General features: G+C 65.1%; 17 protein-coding genes and 1 tRNA gene. 11 read left to right on the top strand and 7 right to left on the bottom strand.

Translation table 11 applies throughout. The features are described 5' to 3' along the window. The first annotated feature begins 226 nt into the window (after positions 1–226). Entirely contained in the window at positions 227–1,207 is a 981-nt protein-coding gene (locus HNP51_RS07195) for a hypothetical protein (RefSeq protein ID WP_184268544.1), read from the top strand. On the opposite strand, the gene rpiA is transcribed toward HNP51_RS07195, so the two are convergent. Continuing rightward, complete coding sequence (rpiA, locus tag HNP51_RS07190; RefSeq protein ID WP_184268542.1) at positions 1,197–1,880, bottom strand: ribose-5-phosphate isomerase RpiA; 684 nt, start codon at positions 1,878–1,880, stop codon at positions 1,197–1,199. The two genes, HNP51_RS07195 and rpiA, sit on opposite strands and share 11 nt — an antisense overlap. After that, entirely contained in the window at positions 1,877–3,238 is a 1,362-nt protein-coding gene (glmU, locus tag HNP51_RS07185) for a bifunctional UDP-N-acetylglucosamine diphosphorylase/glucosamine-1-phosphate N-acetyltransferase GlmU (RefSeq protein ID WP_184268540.1), read from the bottom strand. Before glmU ends, rpiA begins: the two co-directional genes overlap by 4 nt. A gap of 72 nt (positions 3,239–3,310) precedes the next feature. Here glmU and HNP51_RS07180 point away from each other — a divergent pair, with 72 nt between their 5' ends. From HNP51_RS07180 to HNP51_RS07170, 3 genes are all read left to right on the top strand, one after another. Beyond that, on the top strand, positions 3,311–3,997 hold the full coding sequence (locus tag HNP51_RS07180) for an HAD-IA family hydrolase (protein ID WP_184268538.1): 687 nt from the start codon (positions 3,311–3,313) through the stop codon (positions 3,995–3,997). 276 nt (positions 3,998–4,273) lie between these two features. Then, positions 4,274–5,563, top strand: a complete 1,290-nt coding sequence (locus HNP51_RS07175) for a dicarboxylate/amino acid:cation symporter (RefSeq protein ID WP_184268536.1) — start codon at positions 4,274–4,276, stop codon at positions 5,561–5,563. Positions 5,564–5,650: 87 nt separating this feature from the next. After that, positions 5,651–5,725, top strand: a tRNA-Val gene (locus tag HNP51_RS07170). A gap of 677 nt (positions 5,726–6,402) precedes the next feature. Here the strand turns inward: HNP51_RS07170 and HNP51_RS07165 are convergent. The 4 genes from HNP51_RS07165 to HNP51_RS07155 form a co-directional block, all read right to left on the bottom strand. Then, the gene (locus tag HNP51_RS07165; RefSeq protein ID WP_184268534.1) at positions 6,403–7,266 is read right to left on the bottom strand and encodes a Ku protein; all 864 of its coding nucleotides are present in this window, start codon (positions 7,264–7,266) and stop codon (positions 6,403–6,405) included. Positions 7,267–7,362: 96 nt separating this feature from the next. Beyond that, positions 7,363–7,599 carry a DUF5961 family protein gene (locus HNP51_RS07160; RefSeq protein ID WP_184268532.1) on the bottom strand — a complete coding sequence of 79 codons (237 nt, stop codon included), beginning with the start codon at positions 7,597–7,599 and terminating at the stop codon, positions 7,363–7,365. 105 nt (positions 7,600–7,704) lie between these two features. Further along, complete coding sequence (locus tag HNP51_RS18540) at positions 7,705–7,830, bottom strand: hypothetical protein (RefSeq protein ID WP_260398373.1); 126 nt, start codon at positions 7,828–7,830, stop codon at positions 7,705–7,707. A gap of 229 nt (positions 7,831–8,059) precedes the next feature. Further along, entirely contained in the window at positions 8,060–8,953 is an 894-nt protein-coding gene (locus HNP51_RS07155) for an SDR family oxidoreductase (protein WP_184268530.1), read from the bottom strand. An 842-nt stretch (positions 8,954–9,795) separates the two neighbouring features. On the opposite strand from HNP51_RS07155, the gene HNP51_RS07150 reads away from it, so the two are divergent. Beyond that, entirely contained in the window at positions 9,796–10,218 is a 423-nt protein-coding gene (locus tag HNP51_RS07150; RefSeq protein WP_184268528.1) for a low affinity iron permease family protein, read from the top strand. Between the two features lie 118 nt (positions 10,219–10,336). Here the strand turns inward: HNP51_RS07150 and HNP51_RS07145 are convergent, their stop codons facing one another. Continuing rightward, positions 10,337–11,029: an MgtC/SapB family protein gene (locus tag HNP51_RS07145; protein ID WP_184268526.1), complete on the bottom strand. Its 693-nt coding sequence runs from the start codon at positions 11,027–11,029 to the stop codon at positions 10,337–10,339. Positions 11,030–11,658: 629 nt separating this feature from the next. Between HNP51_RS07145 and HNP51_RS07140 the strand changes: the two genes are divergently transcribed. The 6 genes from HNP51_RS07140 (at position 11,659) to HNP51_RS07115 (ending at position 19,169) form a co-directional block, all read left to right on the top strand. Further along, a complete protein-coding gene (locus HNP51_RS07140; RefSeq protein WP_184268524.1) occupies positions 11,659–14,100 on the top strand; it encodes a membrane-bound PQQ-dependent dehydrogenase, glucose/quinate/shikimate family in 2,442 nt (813 codons plus the stop codon). 362 nt (positions 14,101–14,462) lie between these two features. Next, positions 14,463–15,071: a flavodoxin family protein gene (locus tag HNP51_RS07135; RefSeq protein WP_184268523.1), complete on the top strand. Its 609-nt coding sequence runs from the start codon at positions 14,463–14,465 to the stop codon at positions 15,069–15,071. 451 nt (positions 15,072–15,522) lie between these two features. Further along, positions 15,523–16,464, top strand: coding sequence for an NAD(P)/FAD-dependent oxidoreductase (locus HNP51_RS07130; RefSeq protein WP_184268522.1), 942 nt, complete (start codon positions 15,523–15,525; stop codon positions 16,462–16,464). Positions 16,465–16,529: 65 nt separating this feature from the next. Further along, entirely contained in the window at positions 16,530–16,817 is a 288-nt protein-coding gene (locus tag HNP51_RS07125; RefSeq protein WP_184268520.1) for a SemiSWEET family sugar transporter, read from the top strand. Between the two features lie 344 nt (positions 16,818–17,161). Next, positions 17,162–18,901 (top strand): hemerythrin domain-containing protein, encoded by a 1,740-nt coding sequence (locus HNP51_RS18970; RefSeq protein ID WP_221434173.1) that lies wholly within the window; start codon positions 17,162–17,164, stop codon positions 18,899–18,901. A 76-nt stretch (positions 18,902–18,977) separates the two neighbouring features. Then, positions 18,978–19,169, top strand: a complete 192-nt coding sequence (locus tag HNP51_RS07115; RefSeq protein ID WP_184268514.1) for a hypothetical protein — start codon at positions 18,978–18,980, stop codon at positions 19,167–19,169. Positions 19,170–19,208: the final 39 nt, after the last annotated feature.

The raw sequence follows: 19,208 nt of genomic DNA, 5'->3' as shown, positions 1-19,208 counted from the left end.
AATGGTCTGAATGGTCTGAAAGCCGCACGGCTGAGCCGTAGCGCACGTCCGATTTAGGTGTCGCAGCGCTCCGGGGCAATCATCAGCTCGAGGCATGGTCGCGCGAGCATCAAAGCTTGATCGCGATTGACCACACGATCCGTTTCAAAAAACTCCGAGATATGAAATCTGTTTGGTTTGGGCTAAACAGATAGGCTCAAACGCCCCACTCTTGGAGAAGACGGTCATGATTGCTCAAGTGCTAGCCGCATTGTTCGCCACTGGAGCACTGTCCGAAAGCCAAGCCTCATCGCAACCGCAGATTTCAACTCCGGAAAGTGAACGGGCCGTTCAACTGGATGATCTCGAGGTGACAGGCAGGCGAATGGATTCGCTGATCCGGTCATTTGTTGATGAAGTCGCCGCTCCCAATGCAGGCCGTGGGATAGCGCGCTGGGACGGGAGCATCTGTGTCGGAGTAGCTAACCTTCGCGGCGATGCGGCACGTTATATCGTTGATCGTGTTTCCACTGTCGCTGAAGATGTCGGACTGACGCCGGGAACCCCTGGGTGCAGCCCGAATCTTATGATCATCGCTACGGACGACGGCGGTACACTGGCCGCTCATATGGTTGATAGCCATAAGCGCGCCCTTCGTATGGGGGGAACCGGAATGGATCGGGGCGGCGCCGCCCTGCGTCGTTTCCAGGAAACAGACCGGCCGGTCCGATGGTGGCAAGTCAGCATGCCCATCAACTCTGAAACCGGCCAACGGGCAATCAGTTTGCCGGGCGAGTGTCAGGCCCCATGCACCAGTCCAGTGGATTACGCGCCGGCAATCAGCACGTTCTCAGCTTCAAGACTGAGAACGCAGATCGTCGACAACATCTTCCGCACCATCGTCATTCTGGACGTCGATGACATCAGCCAAGTCAGCATTACCCAACTGGCGGATTATATCGCCATGGTCTCACTGGCGCAGATCGACCCCGAGGCTGACACTAGCGCCTACGCCTCGATCCTGAACGTCTTCGATGATGCGTCAATTTCGCTCGGCCTGACCGAATGGGACAAGGCTTATCTGAGCGGATTGTATAACGCTGAGCGATCACAGAAGAACATGCGTTCGGGTAAGACAGAAATCGCCGCCTCCATTCAACGAGCCCATACGCGACTGGTTGACCGCGCGGAACAAGAAGCCGCCCCTGAAGACGCGCCTAGGGATTAATCATCTCGAACCCGTCGTCCGTGCCGATGATGGCCAGGTCGGTGAGGTCGAGGAAGAGGCCATGCTCGACCACGCCGGTCAGGCTCTTGAGGTCGGCGGCGAGGCGGGCCGGGTCAGCGATGACCTTGCAGGCGGCGTCATAGATCAGGTTGCCGCCGTCGGTGCGGATCAGGCCGCGGTCGGCCTGGCGGACGCGGGCGGGCATGGGGATGTCGTGGTCGGCGAGGACGTCGGCGATGCGGTTGGCGGTCGTCTTGTGACCGAAGGCGACAACCTCGATCGGCAGGGGGAAGGTCCCCAGCGCCGGGACCACCTTGGCCGCGTCGGCGATGCAGATGCAGCGTTCCGACGCCTCCCACACCAGCTTCTCGCGCAACAGGGCCGCGCCGCCGCCCTTGATGAGGGCGAGGCCCGGGCCGATCTCGTCAGCGCCGTCGACGGTCAGGTCGATGCGGGGGGTGTCTTCCAGCGTCGACAGGGTCAGACCCAGCTCGCGCGCCAGATCGGCGGTGCGCTCCGATGTCGGGACGCAGCGCAGGTCCGGCAGGTTGCGCGCCGCCAGGGCCTTCACGAACCAGGCGGCGGTGGAACCGGTGCCCAGACCGACCACCATGCCGGCCTCGACATAGGCGGCGGCGGCTTCGCCGGCGTTCTTCTTCTGCAGGTCGCTCATTTCGCTGCCTTCTTTGCGCGCATCGTGGCCATGAAGCGGGCGGCCCAGCCCGCCTTCGTCGTCTGCTGACCGCGCGCCAGGGCCAGATCGCCCGGCGCCACGTCCTTCGTCACCACCGAGCCGGAGCCGACCATGGCGCCCGCGCCGATGGTCACAGGCGCGACCAGCGACGAGTTGGAGCCGACGAAGGCCCCCTCGCCCACCGTGGTCCGGTGTTTGAAGAAGCCGTCGTAATTACAGAAGATGGTCCCGGCGCCGATGTTGGCTTTCGCCCCGACATGACCGTCGCCGAGATAGGCCAGGTGGTTGGCCTTGGCGCCCGCGTCCATGCGGACGTTCTTGACCTCGACGAAGTTGCCGACCTTGACGCCCTCGCCCAGATCCGCGCCGGGGCGCAGACGGGCGTAGGGGCCGACCTCGGCCTTGGTCGCGACCTTGGCGCCCTCGATGTGGCTGAAGCTGCGGATGCGCGCGCCCTCGGCCACCACCGCGCCGGGACCGAAGACGACGAAGGGCTCGATGGTCGTGCCGGCGCCGATAGCCGTGTCCCAGGCGAAGTGGACGGTTTCTGGGGCCGACATGGTCACGCCCGCCGCGAGGAAATGCTCGCGCTGGGTCGACTGGAACAGGGCCTCGGCCTGAGCCAGTTCGCCTTGCGCGTTGACGCCCATGACCGAGTCCTCGGCGGCGAAGACGGCGCGGGTCGGGGCGCCGCGCTTGCGGGCCAGCTCGACCACGTCGGTCAGGTAGTATTCGCCCTTGGCGTTGTCGTTCTTCACCTCGGCCAGCAGGTCGAACAGCAGGCCGACCGGGGCGGCCATGACGCCGGAGTTGCAGGCGGTGATCGCCAGAACATCCTCGGACGCCTCCTTGGCCTCGGTGATGGCCAGAAGGTCGTCGCCGTCGAGGATCAGACGGCCGTAGGCGCCGGGGTCGCGCGCCTCGAAGCCGATGACGGTGACGCCTTCATGGCCATCAGCGAAGACCGGCTCGATGTCGGCGGCCTTCAGCAAGGGCACGTCGCCATAGGTCACGACCACATGGCCGATGAAGTCGCCCAGCACGGCCTCGGCGGCGCGCACGGCGTGGCCGGTGCCGAGCGGCGGGTCCTGAACGGCGATGGCGTCCTCGCCCAGACGGCGCACGACGTGGTCGCGGACTTCGGGCGAATGGCTCCCGACCACCACCACGATGCGCTCGCAGCCCAGGGCCTCGGCGGCGTCGATGGCGTGATCCAGCATGGCGCGCTGGCCGACCGGGTGCAGCACCTTGGGGAGCGGCGACTTCATCCGCGTGCCTTGGCCTGCGGCAAGGATGATGGCGGCCCTGGGATGACTGTGGGGATGGTGTGCGGTCATGAATCGATCCGGCGGCTTGTCGTCTAGCGCGATCTAGCCCATTGCCGGGGCCTGCGCGAGCCGGGAGACGACATGAGCATCGAACGCGATCTGGAAGGCTGGACCATCGCCTTCGACCTGGACGGGACACTGGTGGACTCGGCGCCCGATCTGATCGGCACGCTGAACCGGATGCTGGCGCAATATGAGTTGCCGCCCGTGCCCATGTCCTCGGCCCGGCATCTGGTCGGGCACGGGGCCATGGCCCTGTTGCGTCACGGCTTCATGGAGGCGGGCGCGGCCTGGGACGAAGCCCATGCGCCCGGCCTGTTCGAGCGCTTCATCGAAGACTATCTGGCCCACATCGCCGACGAGAGCACCGTGTTTGACGGCGTGGTCCCGGCGCTGGAGCGGCTGGCCGCGCGCGGCGCCATCCTGTGCGTCGCCACCAACAAGCGCACCGACCTGTCGGTGGCCTTGATCGAGGCGCTGGACCTGACGAAGCACTTCGCCTTCATCGCCGGACCGGACGCGGTCTCGGCCCGCAAGCCCAGCGGGACGCATATCCATGAGGCGGTGCAGAAGGCGGGCGGCGATCCGGCGCGCTGCGTCATGGTCGGCGACAGCACGACGGACACCAAGGCGGCCAAGGACGCCGGCGTGCCCTGCATCGTCGTCGGCTTTGGCTACAACGACGTGCCGCGCAGCGAGCTGGGCGGGGATGTCGTGATCGACCACTACGACGGGTTCGAGGCCGCGCTGGCCGAGGTGATGCCTTAAGCCCTCCCCCGCTCGCCCTCTTTCGTTCATCCCGGCGAAGGCCGGGATCCAGATGCCGAACGCCGTGGGTCGCAGCCCAGGGCGGGATTGCGCCAGCGGGCTCTGGCGTCGCGCCTTACAATCTGGATCCCGGCCTTCGCCGGGATGAGCGGGTTGGGTGTTGCCAGAAAACCTAAACAACCCGACAGAACTTCTACGCGCCATCTGCGCCCATCGCGGTTGCCGTCACGCGCGCATGCAAACACATAGACCGACCGCTCCTCCCCAAAGGTCGTCATGTTTCGTCGCTTCTTCGCCATTCCCCTCTGGCAGCGCACCGCCGCCGGTTTCGCCCTGGGCATTATCGCTGGCCTAATCCTGCGCGAGCAGGCCGTGGTCTGGTTGCAGCCGATAGGCGATGTCTATCTGAACCTGATCCGCATGGTGGTGGCGCCTCTGGTGCTGTTCACCATCGCCAGTTCCATCGCCAAGCTGGGCGAAGGGGTCGGCGCGGTGCGGCTGGGGGTGCGGACGCTGATGTGGTTCGCCATCACCTCCCTGTTGGCGGTGCTGGTCGGGTTTGCGTTCGGGCATCTGATCAATCCGGGCGTCGGCCTGTCCAACCTGCCGCTGGGCGAGGTGAAGGAACGGGTGATCCCGACGCCGCTGGACGTGCTGCTGGGCATTGTGCCGACCAATCCCTTTGCCGCGCTGAGCGAAGGCAAGGTGCTGCAGATCATCTTCTTCTCGGCGCTGGTTGGCGCGGCGCTGGTGGCGTTGGGCGACCGGGCGCAGACGGCGCGGCGGCTGGTGGACGAAGGCGCGGCGCTGGTCTTCCGCATCACCCGCTGGGTGATCCAGCTGACGCCGTTCGGGGTGTTCGGCCTGATCGGCTCGGTCGTCGGCGGCTATGGCTGGGAGGCCCTGCTGCCGCTGGGCAAGTTCATCTTCGCCATCTATGCGGCCTGCCTGTTCCACATCCTGATTGTCTATTCGGGCCTGCTGAAGCTGCACGGCCTGAAGATCAGCAGCTTCTTCCGCGGGGCGTTTGCGGCCCAGCAGACGGCCTTCGCCACATCATCCTCGCTGGGCACCCTGCCGATCACCCTGCGTCAGACGGTCGAGCGTCTGGGCGTGCCGCAGGCCTATGCCGCCTTCGCCGTGCCTCTGGGGGCCAATGTGAAGATGGACGGCTGCGGCGCCATCTATCCGGCCATCGCCTCGATTTTCATCGCCCAGTATTTCAGCATCGACCTGAGCCTGACCCAATACGTGCTGATCGGCCTGACGGCGGTGCTGGGGTCGCTGGGCACGGCGGGCGTGCCCGGCACCAGCATCGTCATGCTGACCCTGACCCTGTCGACGGCGGGCCTGCCGCTGGAAGGCATCGGCTATATCGTCGCCATCGACCGGATCATCGACATGATGCGCACGGCCACCAACGTCACCGGCCAGATGCTGGTCCCGGTCCTGGTGGCCAAGGAAGAAGGCATCCTGAACGAGGACATCTACAACGGTCACGTCGCCTGGCTGCCCGGAGATCCCGAGGTGGAAACGCCGGAAGGCGTGCGTGCCGCAGGTATTTGATCGAATGAGGCTTGCCGTCGTCGGAATCGCGGGCTACATCGCGCCTCCCGACGGCCCAAGCCTTTCTGATTTGGTCGTTACTGCGCTGGACGCGTAGCTCAGCGGGAGAGCACCTCGTTCACACCGAGGGGGTCACAGGTTCAATCCCTGTCGCGTCCACCATTTTTCCCCTTACCTTACAACAAGATAGAGCCCATCGACCGGCCCTTACCCTTGGATGTCTGAGGCCTGACCTCGTTAGGGGGGCGCTAGGGGGGCACCGAAAACCTCGCTCAAAACGGCGTTTCAGGCTGTTTCAAGCACGAATTCGCCACGAACAAGCATAGTAGCATTGCCGTCGCTTGCCCGGAACGCTCCAGCAAGGCCCCACAAAGGCCCCGTCGGTGAAAACGATCCAGGCTGACGCAGTTTCACTTAATCCGGAGCGGACGGAGGTGAACTGGTCGCAGCGGGCGGACTCGGATTGGTCGTGCTTCGGGACGGCGTAGTTGTCCCCGATCCTTGAAGCGCAGGAGAGCCCGGCGCCTCGGTCGCAACCGCGCCATTAACCGTTTCGCTGTATGACGACGCGGTCGGTCCAGTGGGAACATCAGTCAAGGTCCCCGCCTCCCCCACAGGCTCCCCTTCCGCCCCGGACGCTTCTCGCGCCCGCCGGTCGGCGTCCCTGCTGCAGGCGGCGGCCAGCAGACCAAGGACAGCCAGGCCCGCCGCGATCTTGATGTAGGTCTTCATGTCGAGCTCCCTTTTCGACAAAACGGAAAGAGCGAGGCCGAGGATTGTTGCGACTGTCGCCTTTCGGTCAATCGAGAGCGCCGAGCATCATAGGGTCCCGGCGAATCTCAGCCCGCCCGCCTCCGGGGTGTAGCCCTCTTCCCCTTTTCCGAAGCTGCAGGCCGCTTGACCGTCCGCGCGCCCCTGCGAGGTTCGGCGCCCGAACCTTTCAGGCTGGCGCGAAGCGCGGCCATCAGATCCACGACATTGGTGTCCTCCGGCTCGGCGGCGCGGACAGGCTTGTGACCCTTCTGTTTCGAGGCGATCAGAGCCTTGAGCGCCTCCTCGTACCGATCGACAAACTGATCGGGGTCGAACGGCCCAGCCTTCTGCTCGATGATCCGCCGCGCAATATCGACCATGGCCGGATCGGGCGCCTTGTCCGATATGGGTCCGAACACGTCGCGCATCGCGCGGACCTCCCCTCGCGTACGGAGAGAATAGGCGAGAATTCCCTGGTCCCGCGGCTCCAGCGCCAGCAGGCGTTCTCGTGTCGACAGGACCACGCGCCCCAGGGCGATCTTGCCCTCGGAACGCATGGCCTCACGGATAACGCCGAAGGCTTCCTCCGCCAGCGCCCCGGCCGGCGCGAGGTAGTAGGGATTATCCCAGTAGAGGCGGTCGATCTCCTCCTCTGGCACGAAGCGCTCGATATCGATCGTTTTCGTACTCTCCAGCTTGACGGATTTTATCTCCTCGTCGGTCAGGAGGATGTATTCGTCCTTGGCGACGGCATAGCCTTTGACCAGGGACGACCTCTCGACCGGGCCCGTGTCCGGGTCGGTGGTGATCATCCGGATACGGTTGTTGGTCTCGGGATTGATGAGATTGAAGTGAACCTCGCCCCCCGAACTGGTCGCAGTGTAAAGGGCGACGGGGCAGGTCACGAGGGACAGACGCAGATGTCCCTGCCAGGTGGGGCGATACGCCATTTCGAGCCTCCGGGACGGGCGCCGCGCCCGCCGCACCGAATCAACACCAGGAGGCGGTTTTCGCTCCCGCCCCAGCGCCCATTCAGAGGCGGCCGTTCAGCCGCAGGTTTCGGCCTGCCCGTCTTCCAGGTCGATAACGAAGCAGTGCTCCCGACCGCCCTCCATATCCGCCACAAAGAGGCGCACGTCGTTACCGGCGTCCACGGGAGGAAAATACAGCTCGGCGTACCCGACAGCCGCCGCCTCGAAACTGGAGGCCTCGATCACGTGGCCATGAGCCCTGCCTGCGCCTTCGGCATAGACGAAAAAGCGGTTGTGTCCGGTTCCGGTCATTGAGACCTCCTCAGCCAGGAAAACGCCTGATCGTATCCGACTGCACCTCAGCCGGTGTCAAAGGCCTGAAAGCCGTCTTGTCTCCGGTCGAACGCGCTTCTGCGGTCAGGCATCCGGCCGCGATTCATCGGCCTCCTTCCGTGGGCCGTCCGGATGACGACGGCTCCATCGGATCGCCGCGGCGGCGACGAGTGCGAAGACCACACCGAGAGCGAATAGCAGGAAGTTCATGACTGCTCCCCCGGTATCCAGCCCCGTCCAAGACGCCTGAACGCCCGGCTGATCAGGAATAGTCCCATGGAGACAGGAACGGCGACGAGAATGACCAGAAGGAAGGCGAAGAGCATCTGCATGACAAACCAGCGCCGGGCGAGGCCCGAAGGTTCCCGGCCGCATCACCGCTCCCGGCCCCCTCGATTTACGGCCTGCCGCCTTCGGTTCTCCTAGCCGCCCCGCGCGCTCAGCCGATCCCGGCCCCGCCAGTCACGCCCCAGACCTCGCCGGTGACGAAGCTGGCTTCCTGGGAGGCCAGCAGGACATAGACCGGAGCGATCTCCACCGGCTGCCCCGGCCGGCCGAAGGCGCTGTGGGCCCCGAACTGCTCGACCTTCTGCTGGGGCTGACCGCCGCTGGGTTGAAGCACGGTCCAGAAGGGCCCCGGCGCGACGGCGTTCACACGCACGCCCTTCTCGATCATCTGTTTGGCCAGGGCCTTGGTGTAGGCGACGATCCCCGCCTTGGTCGTGGCGTAGTCCAGAAGGATGTCCGAGGGCTCATAGGCCTGGATCGAGGCGGTGGTGATGATGGATGCGCCTGGCGGCAGATGGGGTTCGGCGGCCTTGCAGAGCCAGTGAAGCGCGTAGAGGTTGGTCTTCAGCGTCGCATCGAAATCCTCGGTAGAGACCTCCGACACCGCCTCCCGGTACTGCTGGTGGCCGGCGTTGACGACCAGGATGTCCAGGCTGCCGAAAACCTCCACCACCCGCGCGACCATGGCCGCATTCCACGCTTCGTCACTAACGTCGCCTGGCAAGGCCAGGGCCCTCACCCCGGCCTTCTCGATCAGGGCGACCACTTCTGCGGCGTCCGCCTCCTCGGACGGCAGATAGCCGATGGCGACATCTGCGCCCTCGCGCGCAAAGGCGATGGCGGTCGCCCGACCGATGCCGGAATCCCCGCCCGTGATCAGCGCCCGGCGTCCTTTCAGACGACCATGTCCGACATAGCTGTCCTCGCCATGGTCGGGCCGCGGGATCATCCGGCCCGCCAGGCCGGGTTCAGCCTGGGGCTGACGTGGAAAGGGCGGTCGGGGATACTGGTTGCGCGGATCCTGCATTGAGATGCGATCAGGCATTGGGGCATCCTTGGAAGGCGCGCGACCGTCATGAGAAGCGCTGGTATGCCGACCTAATGTCCCGGCCGCATGGCCCGTTCCTCTGTCGCGAAGGCGACGCTGGCTCGAAATCCTATCCTTGTAGGCTTCTGTCTTAGCTGTAGCCCGCCCTACGGTTCGCCCGGACAATCCGCGCGGCCAAGATGGATTCCAATCTTGGCCGGATGCTCTCTCCTGGCGACGCTCGGTGTCCGGAGCGGCGGCGTATCGATTATTCGGCAAGCTTCGGCCGTCAGGCCCCGATAACGACGCCCCCCGTAGCTACCCCGACGAAGATCAACTCCTTCCCGTCCGATGAGCAACTTGCCCTGACAGCCGCTCTGGCCAAGCCAGGCGCAGACTGCGTCGACGGCAGACAATCTTCGCCCTGCAAACTGGTCGAAGTAGAAATCGGAAACCTAGGGCTGCGCCGATCGAGATCGGCCGCTGCGTTCCAAGCTTGGTGAGGAAGCGCTCATACCGCGCCCTGTTGGAACCCTCGCGTGCATGGCTCATTGAAGAGAGGGAGCAGGATGCGCTCCACCGCTGATCCACAGCAGGCGTCCCTCGCCCCCCATCCGGCGAGGGGCGTTTGCGGGGAATGACGGCTGCGTGGGTCGCTCGCGGCGTTCAAGGGTGGCGTTGGCACTTGACCTGCCACCATGCCCCGGGAGGAGACGCTTCGTCCTCTGCGGCTCCGATGTTCCGGCCGATGGACCCAGGTCAGAGACACGCGACCAAGGTCGGAGAACACCTCGCATGGCTCCTGGGGCTACAAACTCGACACGCTGCACCCTCTGCTATTCATCAAGGCGCCGCCTCAAATGGAACATGTATTTGTCAAATTTTCAAACGCCGCCGCCAGCCTCGCAGGGCGTCCTTGGACCTTCATCGTCTGTCTCGGACTTGTTTTGATCTGGGCGGTTTCCGGTCCGTTGTTTGATTTCAGCGAGACATGGCAACTCGTCATCAACACTGGGACGACAATCATCACATTCTTGATGGTGTTTCTGATCCAGAACACCCAGAATCGCGATGGCGCGGCCATTCACGCGAAGCTCGATGAACTGATCCACGCGGTCGAGACGGCTGACGAACGATTCATCGGCCTAGAGCGCCTCACCGACAAGGATCTCCGGTCCATTCTCGAACAGGTCGAGGCGCGCGCCATCCGTCTTCAAGGCGCTGGACTGCCGGTCATCCGCACGCGTGAGGAGGATCGTCAGTTGGAAGCCGTCGAAACCTAGAGCGGGCCGCATCACCCCCTCCCCGGCGAACCTCTGCCCTGCGATCTTGCTCCGTTCCTCCGCTTCCGCTTTTCCCTTTCGCGCGAAGCGGAAACGTCATGGCCCCCGGAGCGCTTCGCTAGCGCATGGTATGGATGATGGAGTAGCTGACTACGTCCGTGCGTTTTTCAAGATCCGCCGCCAAGGCTTCAAGCCGCATGCCCCGCTCGCAACGCAGACGCAGCTTGTGAACCTTTTCACCAGCGGCGCAGTGTTGTTCCAGCGAATCCGCCACCACGCCATATCCTCTCAACCAGTGTCGGAACTCGTCTGATCGCGGTGCATCCGTAGCCCGGAACCGTACAACGAGATCGAGGTAGCGACGTTGGGGCACCAGGAGTTCGGTCAGGCTCACCGCGCCCAGAACAGCCACAGCGGCCAGGGTCCCAGCCGCGCCGAGACCGTAGAAGCCCACGCCGAAAAGCATTCCGAGAGCCGAGGTGATCCATAGGGACGCCGCCGTGGTCAGGCCGCGTATGCTTGCGCCCTCCCGAAAGATCACGCCGGCCCCGAGAAAGCCTATGCCGGTCAGGACACCGTGGGCCATTCGCACCGGGTCAATTCGGATCAAGTCCGTCGGCGTATCGCGAAGCCACGCGAGTTGTTGGACCGCCGCCAACATGAGCAGGGCTGAGGCAAGGGAGACGAGCATATGGGTTCTCAGACCAGCCGGGCTTCCCCGCCACTCCCTTTCCAGTCCGATCGCCGCACCAGCGGCCACGGCCCCGACCAATGGCCAGAGATCGCTCCACGAAAGGGACAGGGACGTCATGACGCCATGGCCATGACGCGCATCCGGTCTGCTTGACGGGAGGTCCTGACGCATACTTCTTTCATCCAGCGGTTCGTCGCAGACCATTCTTCGCCTTGAGCGGGCGGGCTGGCTTGTCCGGGGTTCGGGAGCACGAGCGGAACTGCGGGACATGCGCAGTCCAGCCTCAGGTCATGACCGGCCACTCGGAAAACGGCGACGCAGCAAGCTGAGGCGATATTCAGAAGCTTTTGAGAAGCGGGGCGCATGACTGAGCAACGCGAGGAATCGACGAAGGTTCGTTCGCGCAATCTCCTGTCTCCTCCGGTCATCTTGGAACGGTCCAAAACGCCCCGGGTGCCCGCCGCCGCTGCGCGTTAAAGTATCAGGTGAGGGCTCAAGAGATGAAAGTGGGCGATGCGAACGGTCGACCGACCGGCCCGATTAGTTGTTCCTGTCGACAATCGTCCGGCTCCGAGGTTGGTTTCTCCAGTGCGCCTTCGCCGAACTGGAAACCTTCCCCTTCTGCTTCTGAGCGGCCGCCAGCATATCACTTCTTTCCGCCACGACGGCAATTACGCCGTTCCTCGGGAACGGCCCGGTTTCGGGGGTGTTGAGCCAAGGCCAAGCTGAACCCCGGAGTCGTCGGCATGTCCTCCATTGAACGCGGGCGCGGAATCGGAAGCGTTCTGGTGCGATTGCTCGGGGTAGTCATCGCCCTGATCGGTCTGACGCTGACCATCGGCGGGGGGCAGCTGATCATGCTGGGCGGCTCGCCCTACTATCTGATCGTCGGCCTGCTGATGATCGTCGCCGGGGGGCTTCTGGCCCTCCTGAGGGCTGCGGGCGCCTGGCTCTACATTCTCATCTTCATCGGCACCGTGATCTGGGCGTTATGGGAGGTCGGCCTGAACGGTTGGGCCCTTGTGCCCCGGGTCATCGCGCCTCTGGTGCTGCTGATCCTCGTGGTTCTGTCCTTCCCTGCGCTGAAGCGTGAAGGCGGGGGCGGCAAGCTGGCCTTGGGGGGCATTGGCCTGATCCTCGTGCTGGGGCTGATCTCGGGCTTTGTGGTGGCCCAGGCCAACAGGGCGCGGGTGGACAGCCCGGTGCCGGCCATGGGGCGGGGAGGCATCGGTGATCCGGCCATGATCAAGACCGGGGCCGACTGGCCCGCCTGGGGCGGGACCGACAGCGGTCAGCGATATTCGCCGCTGAGCCAGATCAACAAGGACAATGTGAAGGGGCTGAAGCGGGCCTGGACCTTCCGCACCGGGGACCTGCCGGGCGAGCGCTGGGGGGCCGAAACGACGCCGCTGAAGATCGGCGACACCCTCTATCTTTGCTCGGGCCGCAACCGGCTGTTCGCTCTGGACGCCACGACCGGCAAGCAGAAGTGGACCTATGATCCCAAGGTCGCCGACGACCAGATACCCTATACCGCCGCCTGCCGGGGCGTGTCCTATTTCGCGCAACCGAATGTCGATGCGGCCCAGCCCTGCGCCATGCGCATCATCGAGGGCACGCTGGACGGTCGGCTGGTGGCGGTGGACGCGCGCACGGGCGTCCCTTGCGCCGGGTTCGGGACCAATGGCGCGGTCAGCATCAAGACCGGCATGGGCGATCCCTACCCGGGCATGGTCTCCATCACCTCGGCGCCCGTGATCGTGCGCGGCGTGGTGGTGACGGGGCATCAGGTGCTGGACGGACAGAAGCGCTGGAACGCTTCGGGCGTCATTCAGGGCTTTGATGCTGTAACCGGCCAGCTGCGCTTCGCCTGGGACATGATGCGGCCGGACATCACCGCCCTGCCGCCGGAAGGGCAGACCTATACGCCGGGAACGCCCAACATGTGGACCACGGCCACGGCGGACGAGGCTCAGGGTTTGGTGTTCCTGCCGATGGGCAACTCCTCGGCGGACTATTATTCGGGCCTGCGTCGTCCGGCCGAGAATGAATACTCGACCTCGCTGGTGGCGCTGGATGTCACGACTGGCAAGCCCCGCTGGCATTTCCAGACAGTGAGGAAGGATGTCTGGGACTATGACCTGGGCTCCCAGGCGACGCTGGTGGACATGCCGACGGCGGCGGGCTTGATCCCGGCGGTGGTCCTGCCGTCCAAGCAGGGCGACATCTATATCCTTGACCGCCGCACCGGCCAGCCGCTGCACAAGGTCGAGGAACGTCGCGTGCCCCAGGGCGGGGTGGAGCCCTCGCAACGCAGCCCGACCCAGCCCTTCTCGTTATTCCATACGCTCCGGAAGCCGGACCTGACGGAGCGCGACATGTGGGGCATGTCGCCCATCGACCAGATGTTCTGCCGCATCCAGTTCCGTCAGGCCAGCTACGAGGGCTATTTCACGCCGCCGACGACCCAGTATTACATCGAGTATCCCGGCTATAACGGCGGCTCGGATTGGGGCGGCGTCGCCGTTGATCCGGCGCGCGGCTTGATCGTCGCCAACTATAACGACATGCCCAACCATAATCGTCTGGTGCCGCGCGCCGAGGCCGATCGTTTGGGCTGGTTCCCGCGTGACGATCCCCGCTACATCGAGCGCGAAAAGGAGGCGGCCAACCGCGGCGGCGACCTGTCCAAGTCCAAGGCCGAGGGCGCCGGCGATCCGCAGATCGGGGTGCCATACGCCATCGATGTCAACGCTGGCTGGCGGGTGAAGTTTACCGGCCTGCTGTGCAAGCAGCCACCCTATGGCGGCATCCGCACCATCGACCTGAAGACCGGCCGCACCCTGTGGGATCGTCCGTTCGGCACGGCGCGCAAGAACGGGCCGTTCGGCATCCCCTCCATGCTGCCGGTTGAGATCGGTACGCCCAACAACGGCGGCTCGGCGGTGACGGCGGGCGGACTGATCTTCATCGCCGCCGCGACTGACGACCTGATCCGCGCCATCGACATTGAAACAGGCAAGACCGTCTGGTCGGACGTCCTGCCGGCGGGCGGCCAGGCCAACCCGATGATCTATGAGCAGAACGGTCGCCAGTATCTGGTCATCATGGCCGGCGGCCATCATTTCATGGAGACGCGTGAAGGGGACTACGTCATCGCCTATGCATTGCCCGAGGGACGCGCATAGGCACTGTTTTGGGCCAATCGGCGACCGGTACGGCTCCACCTCGTTATCCGCGATCGTCGCTTCCATCCGATGGCGGCCGATCCGGCCGTCGCCGAGGAAGCTGATCCGGACTGGCGAAGTCCCGCTTGGCATGCTTCGTACCGGCGGCCTTCTCGCCGCCGGTACGAACAGCGGCGCCGTGCGAACGCTCAGATCCACGTGCTGCACAGTCCGGGGCGGCAGCGGGCCGGCCGTTGTGGAAGCCATGGCGCGATGTCCGATCTCCGATCGAAATCTCGGGAACCTCGTCGGGGTCTGGACCTGAAGGGAACGTCGGTCCGATCGGAGCGTCTTCTTCTCATAACAGAGGAAGAAGTTTGAACATGACGCTCAAAGCACAGCCCATCAACTGCACCCTGAAGCGCAGCCGCGGTGAAGACAGCTCCACGGACGCGATGATAGCGACGATCTCGGAAGCCTTCCAACGGCTGGATGTCCTTATCGCTCCCACTCTGCGCATGGCGGATCATGACGTTTTTCCGGGCGTCACCTCGGACGAAGGCGAGGGCGACGCCTGGCCTTCGCTTCGTCAACAGATCCTCTCGGCCGACATCCTGATTTTCGGTACGCCCATCTGGCTCGGTCAGGCGTCTAGCATCGCCAAACGTGTCCTTGAACGCATGGACGCCTTCCTGGACGAGACGGACGATCAGGGACGAATGCCAAGCTACTCCAAAGTGGCCGTCGCCGCCATCGTCGGCAATGAGGACGGGGCGCACGCGACGTCAGCCCAGCTCTTTCAGGCGCTCAACGACCTTGGGTGGACGATTCCGGCCGTGGGAGCCTGTTATTGGGTGGGGGAAGCCATGGGATCCGTGAACTTCAAGGACCTCCCCCAGACGCCCGACAAGGTTGCTAAGACGGCAGAAATGCTCGCTGCAAACGCCGCTCACTTGGCAGGTGTGCTGAAGCAGGCGCCCTATCCCGGGTGAGACTTAGCGGGGAACCTTGAATCTGATGTCGAATGTTCATCGCGCTTCAACCTCGGTGTCTCCTCCGGTCCTTTTCGGTTCTGCCGGGTCGCGTACGGCAAGATCAGCGACGCAACGTCCACAGTAAAACTGCGCTACTCCCCGACCATGATAGAGGCGATACGGAAGGTCCTGGTGCATGGGCGCTGGTCGCGCTTCCAGGGGGGGGGCTGACGAGAAACCGCCGACCCCGACCGAGTTTTTCTCCAGCGGATCAGGGGATCACAGCTAGCGCCTTTCGGCCGTTGGCGCTCCACCGCCGCTGAGGGCTCCCTGTTCGGTCCCGGGATGCGGCGGGCCCGGACGCCGATGCGACTTTCGGAGTTTCCCGCGAGAGTTGTCAGACTGGATCGGAACGCTGCCGGGCGCCCGCCTGTTTGTAGGACGTTGAGAAGCGGGTTGATCCATAACCATGACGAATGAAGCGAGGCGCCGGTACGACGTCATTATCATCGGCGCCGGTCCCGCTGGCCTCACCGCGGCCCTATACCTGGCGCGATATCGCCGGAAGGTTCTCGTGCTGCATGACGGCAAGAGCCGGGCCCTGCGCATTCCCCTCACGCACAATGCTCCCGGTTTCCCGGAAGGCGTTCGCGGGCCCGACCTGATCGCACGCATGACACGCCACGCCGTTCAGTACGGCGCGGTCATCCAGGAGACGGAGGTGGCGGCCATCGAGGCCGTAGCCGGCGGCTTTAGCCTTGATCTCAAAGACGGGTCCACGCGCGGGAGCTGCGCCGTCGTCCTGGCGACCGGCGTGGATCTCAACCAGGTCGATCTGCCGGAAGCCGTCCATGAGGCGGCCATCCGGGCGGGGGTGCTGCGTTACTGCCCGGTCTGCGACGGATATGAGCACATCGGCAAACGGATAGGCGTGATCGGCTGCGACACCAATGGCGCCGCTGAAGCCCTCTTCCTGCGCGGCTATTCCCAAAACCTCACTCTCATGCCGCTCAACCGTCCCGAACTCTCCTCCGCCGAGGCCCGGGCCGTGGCCGATGCGGGGATCCGGCTGGAATCCGGCGCCCTGCTCGCTCTCCAACCCGGCGCCGATGACATCACCGTCCTGCTCGACATAGGCGCCTCGCTGACGTTCGACGTCATCTACCCGGCCCTGGGGTGCCGACCGCGGTCAATCCTGGCGGAGCAGCTCGGACTCGATCTCACCGAGGCAGGCTGCGTGACGTCCGGCTCCGTCTTCGAAAGCCGGGTGGAGGGCGTCTTCGCCGCAGGAGACCTTGTGGAAGGCCTGGATCAGATCAGCGTGGCCATGGGCCACGGCGCCGTGGCGGCCACCAGGGCCCATAACTGGCTGCGCGAGCAGGAGCAGGCCACGCTTCAGAGCCGGACCTAGAGGCCATGCCGCCGCGCACACGTCCGCCCCCAGGAACAGCAGATGACGCCTGACGTTGCGGCTCTATGAGCGAACTCGTCGCCAATATCGTCGGCTCGGCCGCCGCCGTCTGCTCCATCACCAGCTTCGCGCCCCAGGGCGTCAAGATCTGGAAAGAGAGGGACGCCTCGGCGGTGAGCCTGAAGACCTATGGGCTGACCGTCACCTGCTTCATCCTCTGGGTGATCTACGGCGTCATGACCGAGGCCTGGCCTGTGACGATCGCGAACGCCTGCGCCCTGGCCATGGCGTCGGGCGTGCTGTTCATGAAGTGGCGCTTCAGGGACAATGGTCCCCGCGCGGCGAAATCCTAACGCCCCCAGCCGACGCCCTCCTTCGCGACCGATCCGGATGAGACGCCTATGCGACATAAGGTCTCCATAGAGCGTCGCCGAAGGAATAATTTCGAAGCCGCCTCGGGGCGCGAGGCCCTGACGAGAACGCCGAAGTGCGAATGCCGAACGACGCCGTCAAGCTGCGGCCCGCGAGCCCGCCAGACCGGAATTCCACCGGCAAAGCCGCACATGCAGAGCAGAAAAGAAGCCGACTGATCGACTGAGCCTTGCCGTTGCGATCCTGGCCCGGGTCCTAAGGGCGAGGCCGGAACTCGCATCGGCAAGGCCGATTTGCCCCCTGTCCCCTTTCGACAGGAGCCGTCATGCAGACGCCGGAAGACAACGCCGCTTCTCCAGCCCCGAAACCGTCCACGGCCGCCGGCGCGGCTGATCCATCTCCGCCGTCCGGAAAGCCTGGTGCAGGCGCAAAAGCCTCTCCCGACGACACCGGGACGGGCGCCGGGTCATTGGCCGCCGCGAACCAGGAAAAACCCGCTCAGCCGCGAAAGACCAGCAAGACCCCGGACATCGCATCCGACCCGGGGGCCGACGCCATCGACCTGCTCAAGGCCGATCATCGCCGCGTGGAGGCCCTCTTCGCGGAGTTCGAATCCGCCTCCGACCAGCGCAAGGCCGCGATCATTCGCGAGGCCTGCACCGAACTGACGCTTCATACCCTGCTCGAAGAAGAAATCTTCTACCCCGCCTGCCGCGCGGCGGACGGCGAAGAGACCGAGGACGCCCTCGACGAAGCCCAGGTCGAGCACGACTGCGCCAAGCTGCTGATCATCGAACTGCTCGCCAGCAGCCAGGACGATCCGCTCCAGTCCGCCCGGTTCAAGGTCCTCGCCGAGCAGATCAAACACCATGTCGCCGAGGAGGAGGCGCCCCGGACGGGCGTCTTCGCCAAGGCGACGGCAGCCGGCGTCGACACCGCCGCGCTGGGCCGCCGACTTCAGGAACGGAAGCGACGGCTGTTGAAGGAGGCCGACCGGCTGCGCCCGTCGCACCTCGTGTCGTTTCATCAACTGCAAGGCGAAAATCGCCCAACCCAGGAGTATGGCATGCCCAGAAATCAAGGACCGGAACGAGACGAACGCGGCCGTTTCATCAGCGATGACGACGATGATCGCCGCGGCGGATCCTATTCGCGCTCTCGCGACGACGATCGCCGTGACGACAATGATAGAGGCGGTCGCGGCCGCGGCGGCTGGTTCGGAGACTCCGAGGGCCATTCCATGGCCGCGCGCAGCCGTGGCGAGGGACGCAGTTTCCGTGATGACGACGACGATGGGGACGGCCGTGGCTGGTACGGCGACTCCCGCGGTCACGCCCAGGCCGCCCGGCGCGGCGGGGACGAGCGCCGATCCACGCGCGGCGATGACGACCGCGACCGGGATGACCGGGGTCGTTTCATGAGAGACGATGACCGATCGGGTCGCGGCGGCGGCGGACGCAGTTCGTCCTCCGACCGCGACCGTGACGACCAGGGCCGCTTCATGAGCGACGACGACCGCTCGAGCCGCGGCGGCGGCGGCGGACGTGGACGCAGCTCGTCCTCCGATCGTGATCGTGACGACCAGGGCCGCTTCATGAGCGACGACGACCGTTCGGGCCGCGGCGGCGGCGGACGCGGACGCAGCTCGTCCTCGGACCGCGACCGTGACGACCAGGGCCGCTTCATGAGCGACGACGACCGTTCGGGCCGCGGCGGCGGCGGACGCGGACGCAGCTCGTCCTCGGACCGCGACCGTGACGACCAGGGCCGCTTCATGAGCGACGACGACCGATCGGGTCGCGGGGGCCGGAGCTCTTCCTCCGACCGGGATCGCGATGAGCGGTCGTCCCGCGGACGGGACGACGAGGATGGCGACGGCCGCGGCTGGTACGGGGACTCTCGCGGCCACGCCGAAGCAGCGCGGCGCGGCTGGGAGAGCAGAAGCCGTTCGGACCGTGACGACGACGATCGCTCGGGACGTTCGGATAGTGGACACGGCGGCTGGTTCGGAGATTCCCGCGGCCATTCCGAGGCCTCCCGCCGCGGATGGGAGAACCGTCGCTGAGAATCAGGGATGCGTCCGGCCGCCAGGCCGGGCGCTCCCGCTTCGCTGCCGTCAGCTCGGATCAGGGAGAAGCATCATGGCCGACAAGACCTTCCTCATCGACTACGAATGGCTGGGCAAAACCCTTTCCTGCCGCCTGCATGCGGGGGAATGGGATCAGGCTGAAGAGCGGCTGGACGCGCTGAGAAGCACTGGAAGGGTTGTTGGCGAGCTCCTGATGGAGGGCGACGCGACGCCGATGATGACGGACCGTGTCGGAAACTGTTGACGAGCCGACGTCGCCCGCACGTCGGCACGGTTCACGTGT

The organism is Brevundimonas bullata (assembly GCF_014207965.1).
Classification (GTDB): Bacteria; Pseudomonadota; Alphaproteobacteria; order Caulobacterales; family Caulobacteraceae; genus Brevundimonas; species Brevundimonas bullata_A.
The sequence above is the reverse complement of the archived record's forward strand: the minus strand, read 5'-3'. Positions and strand labels throughout refer to the sequence as shown.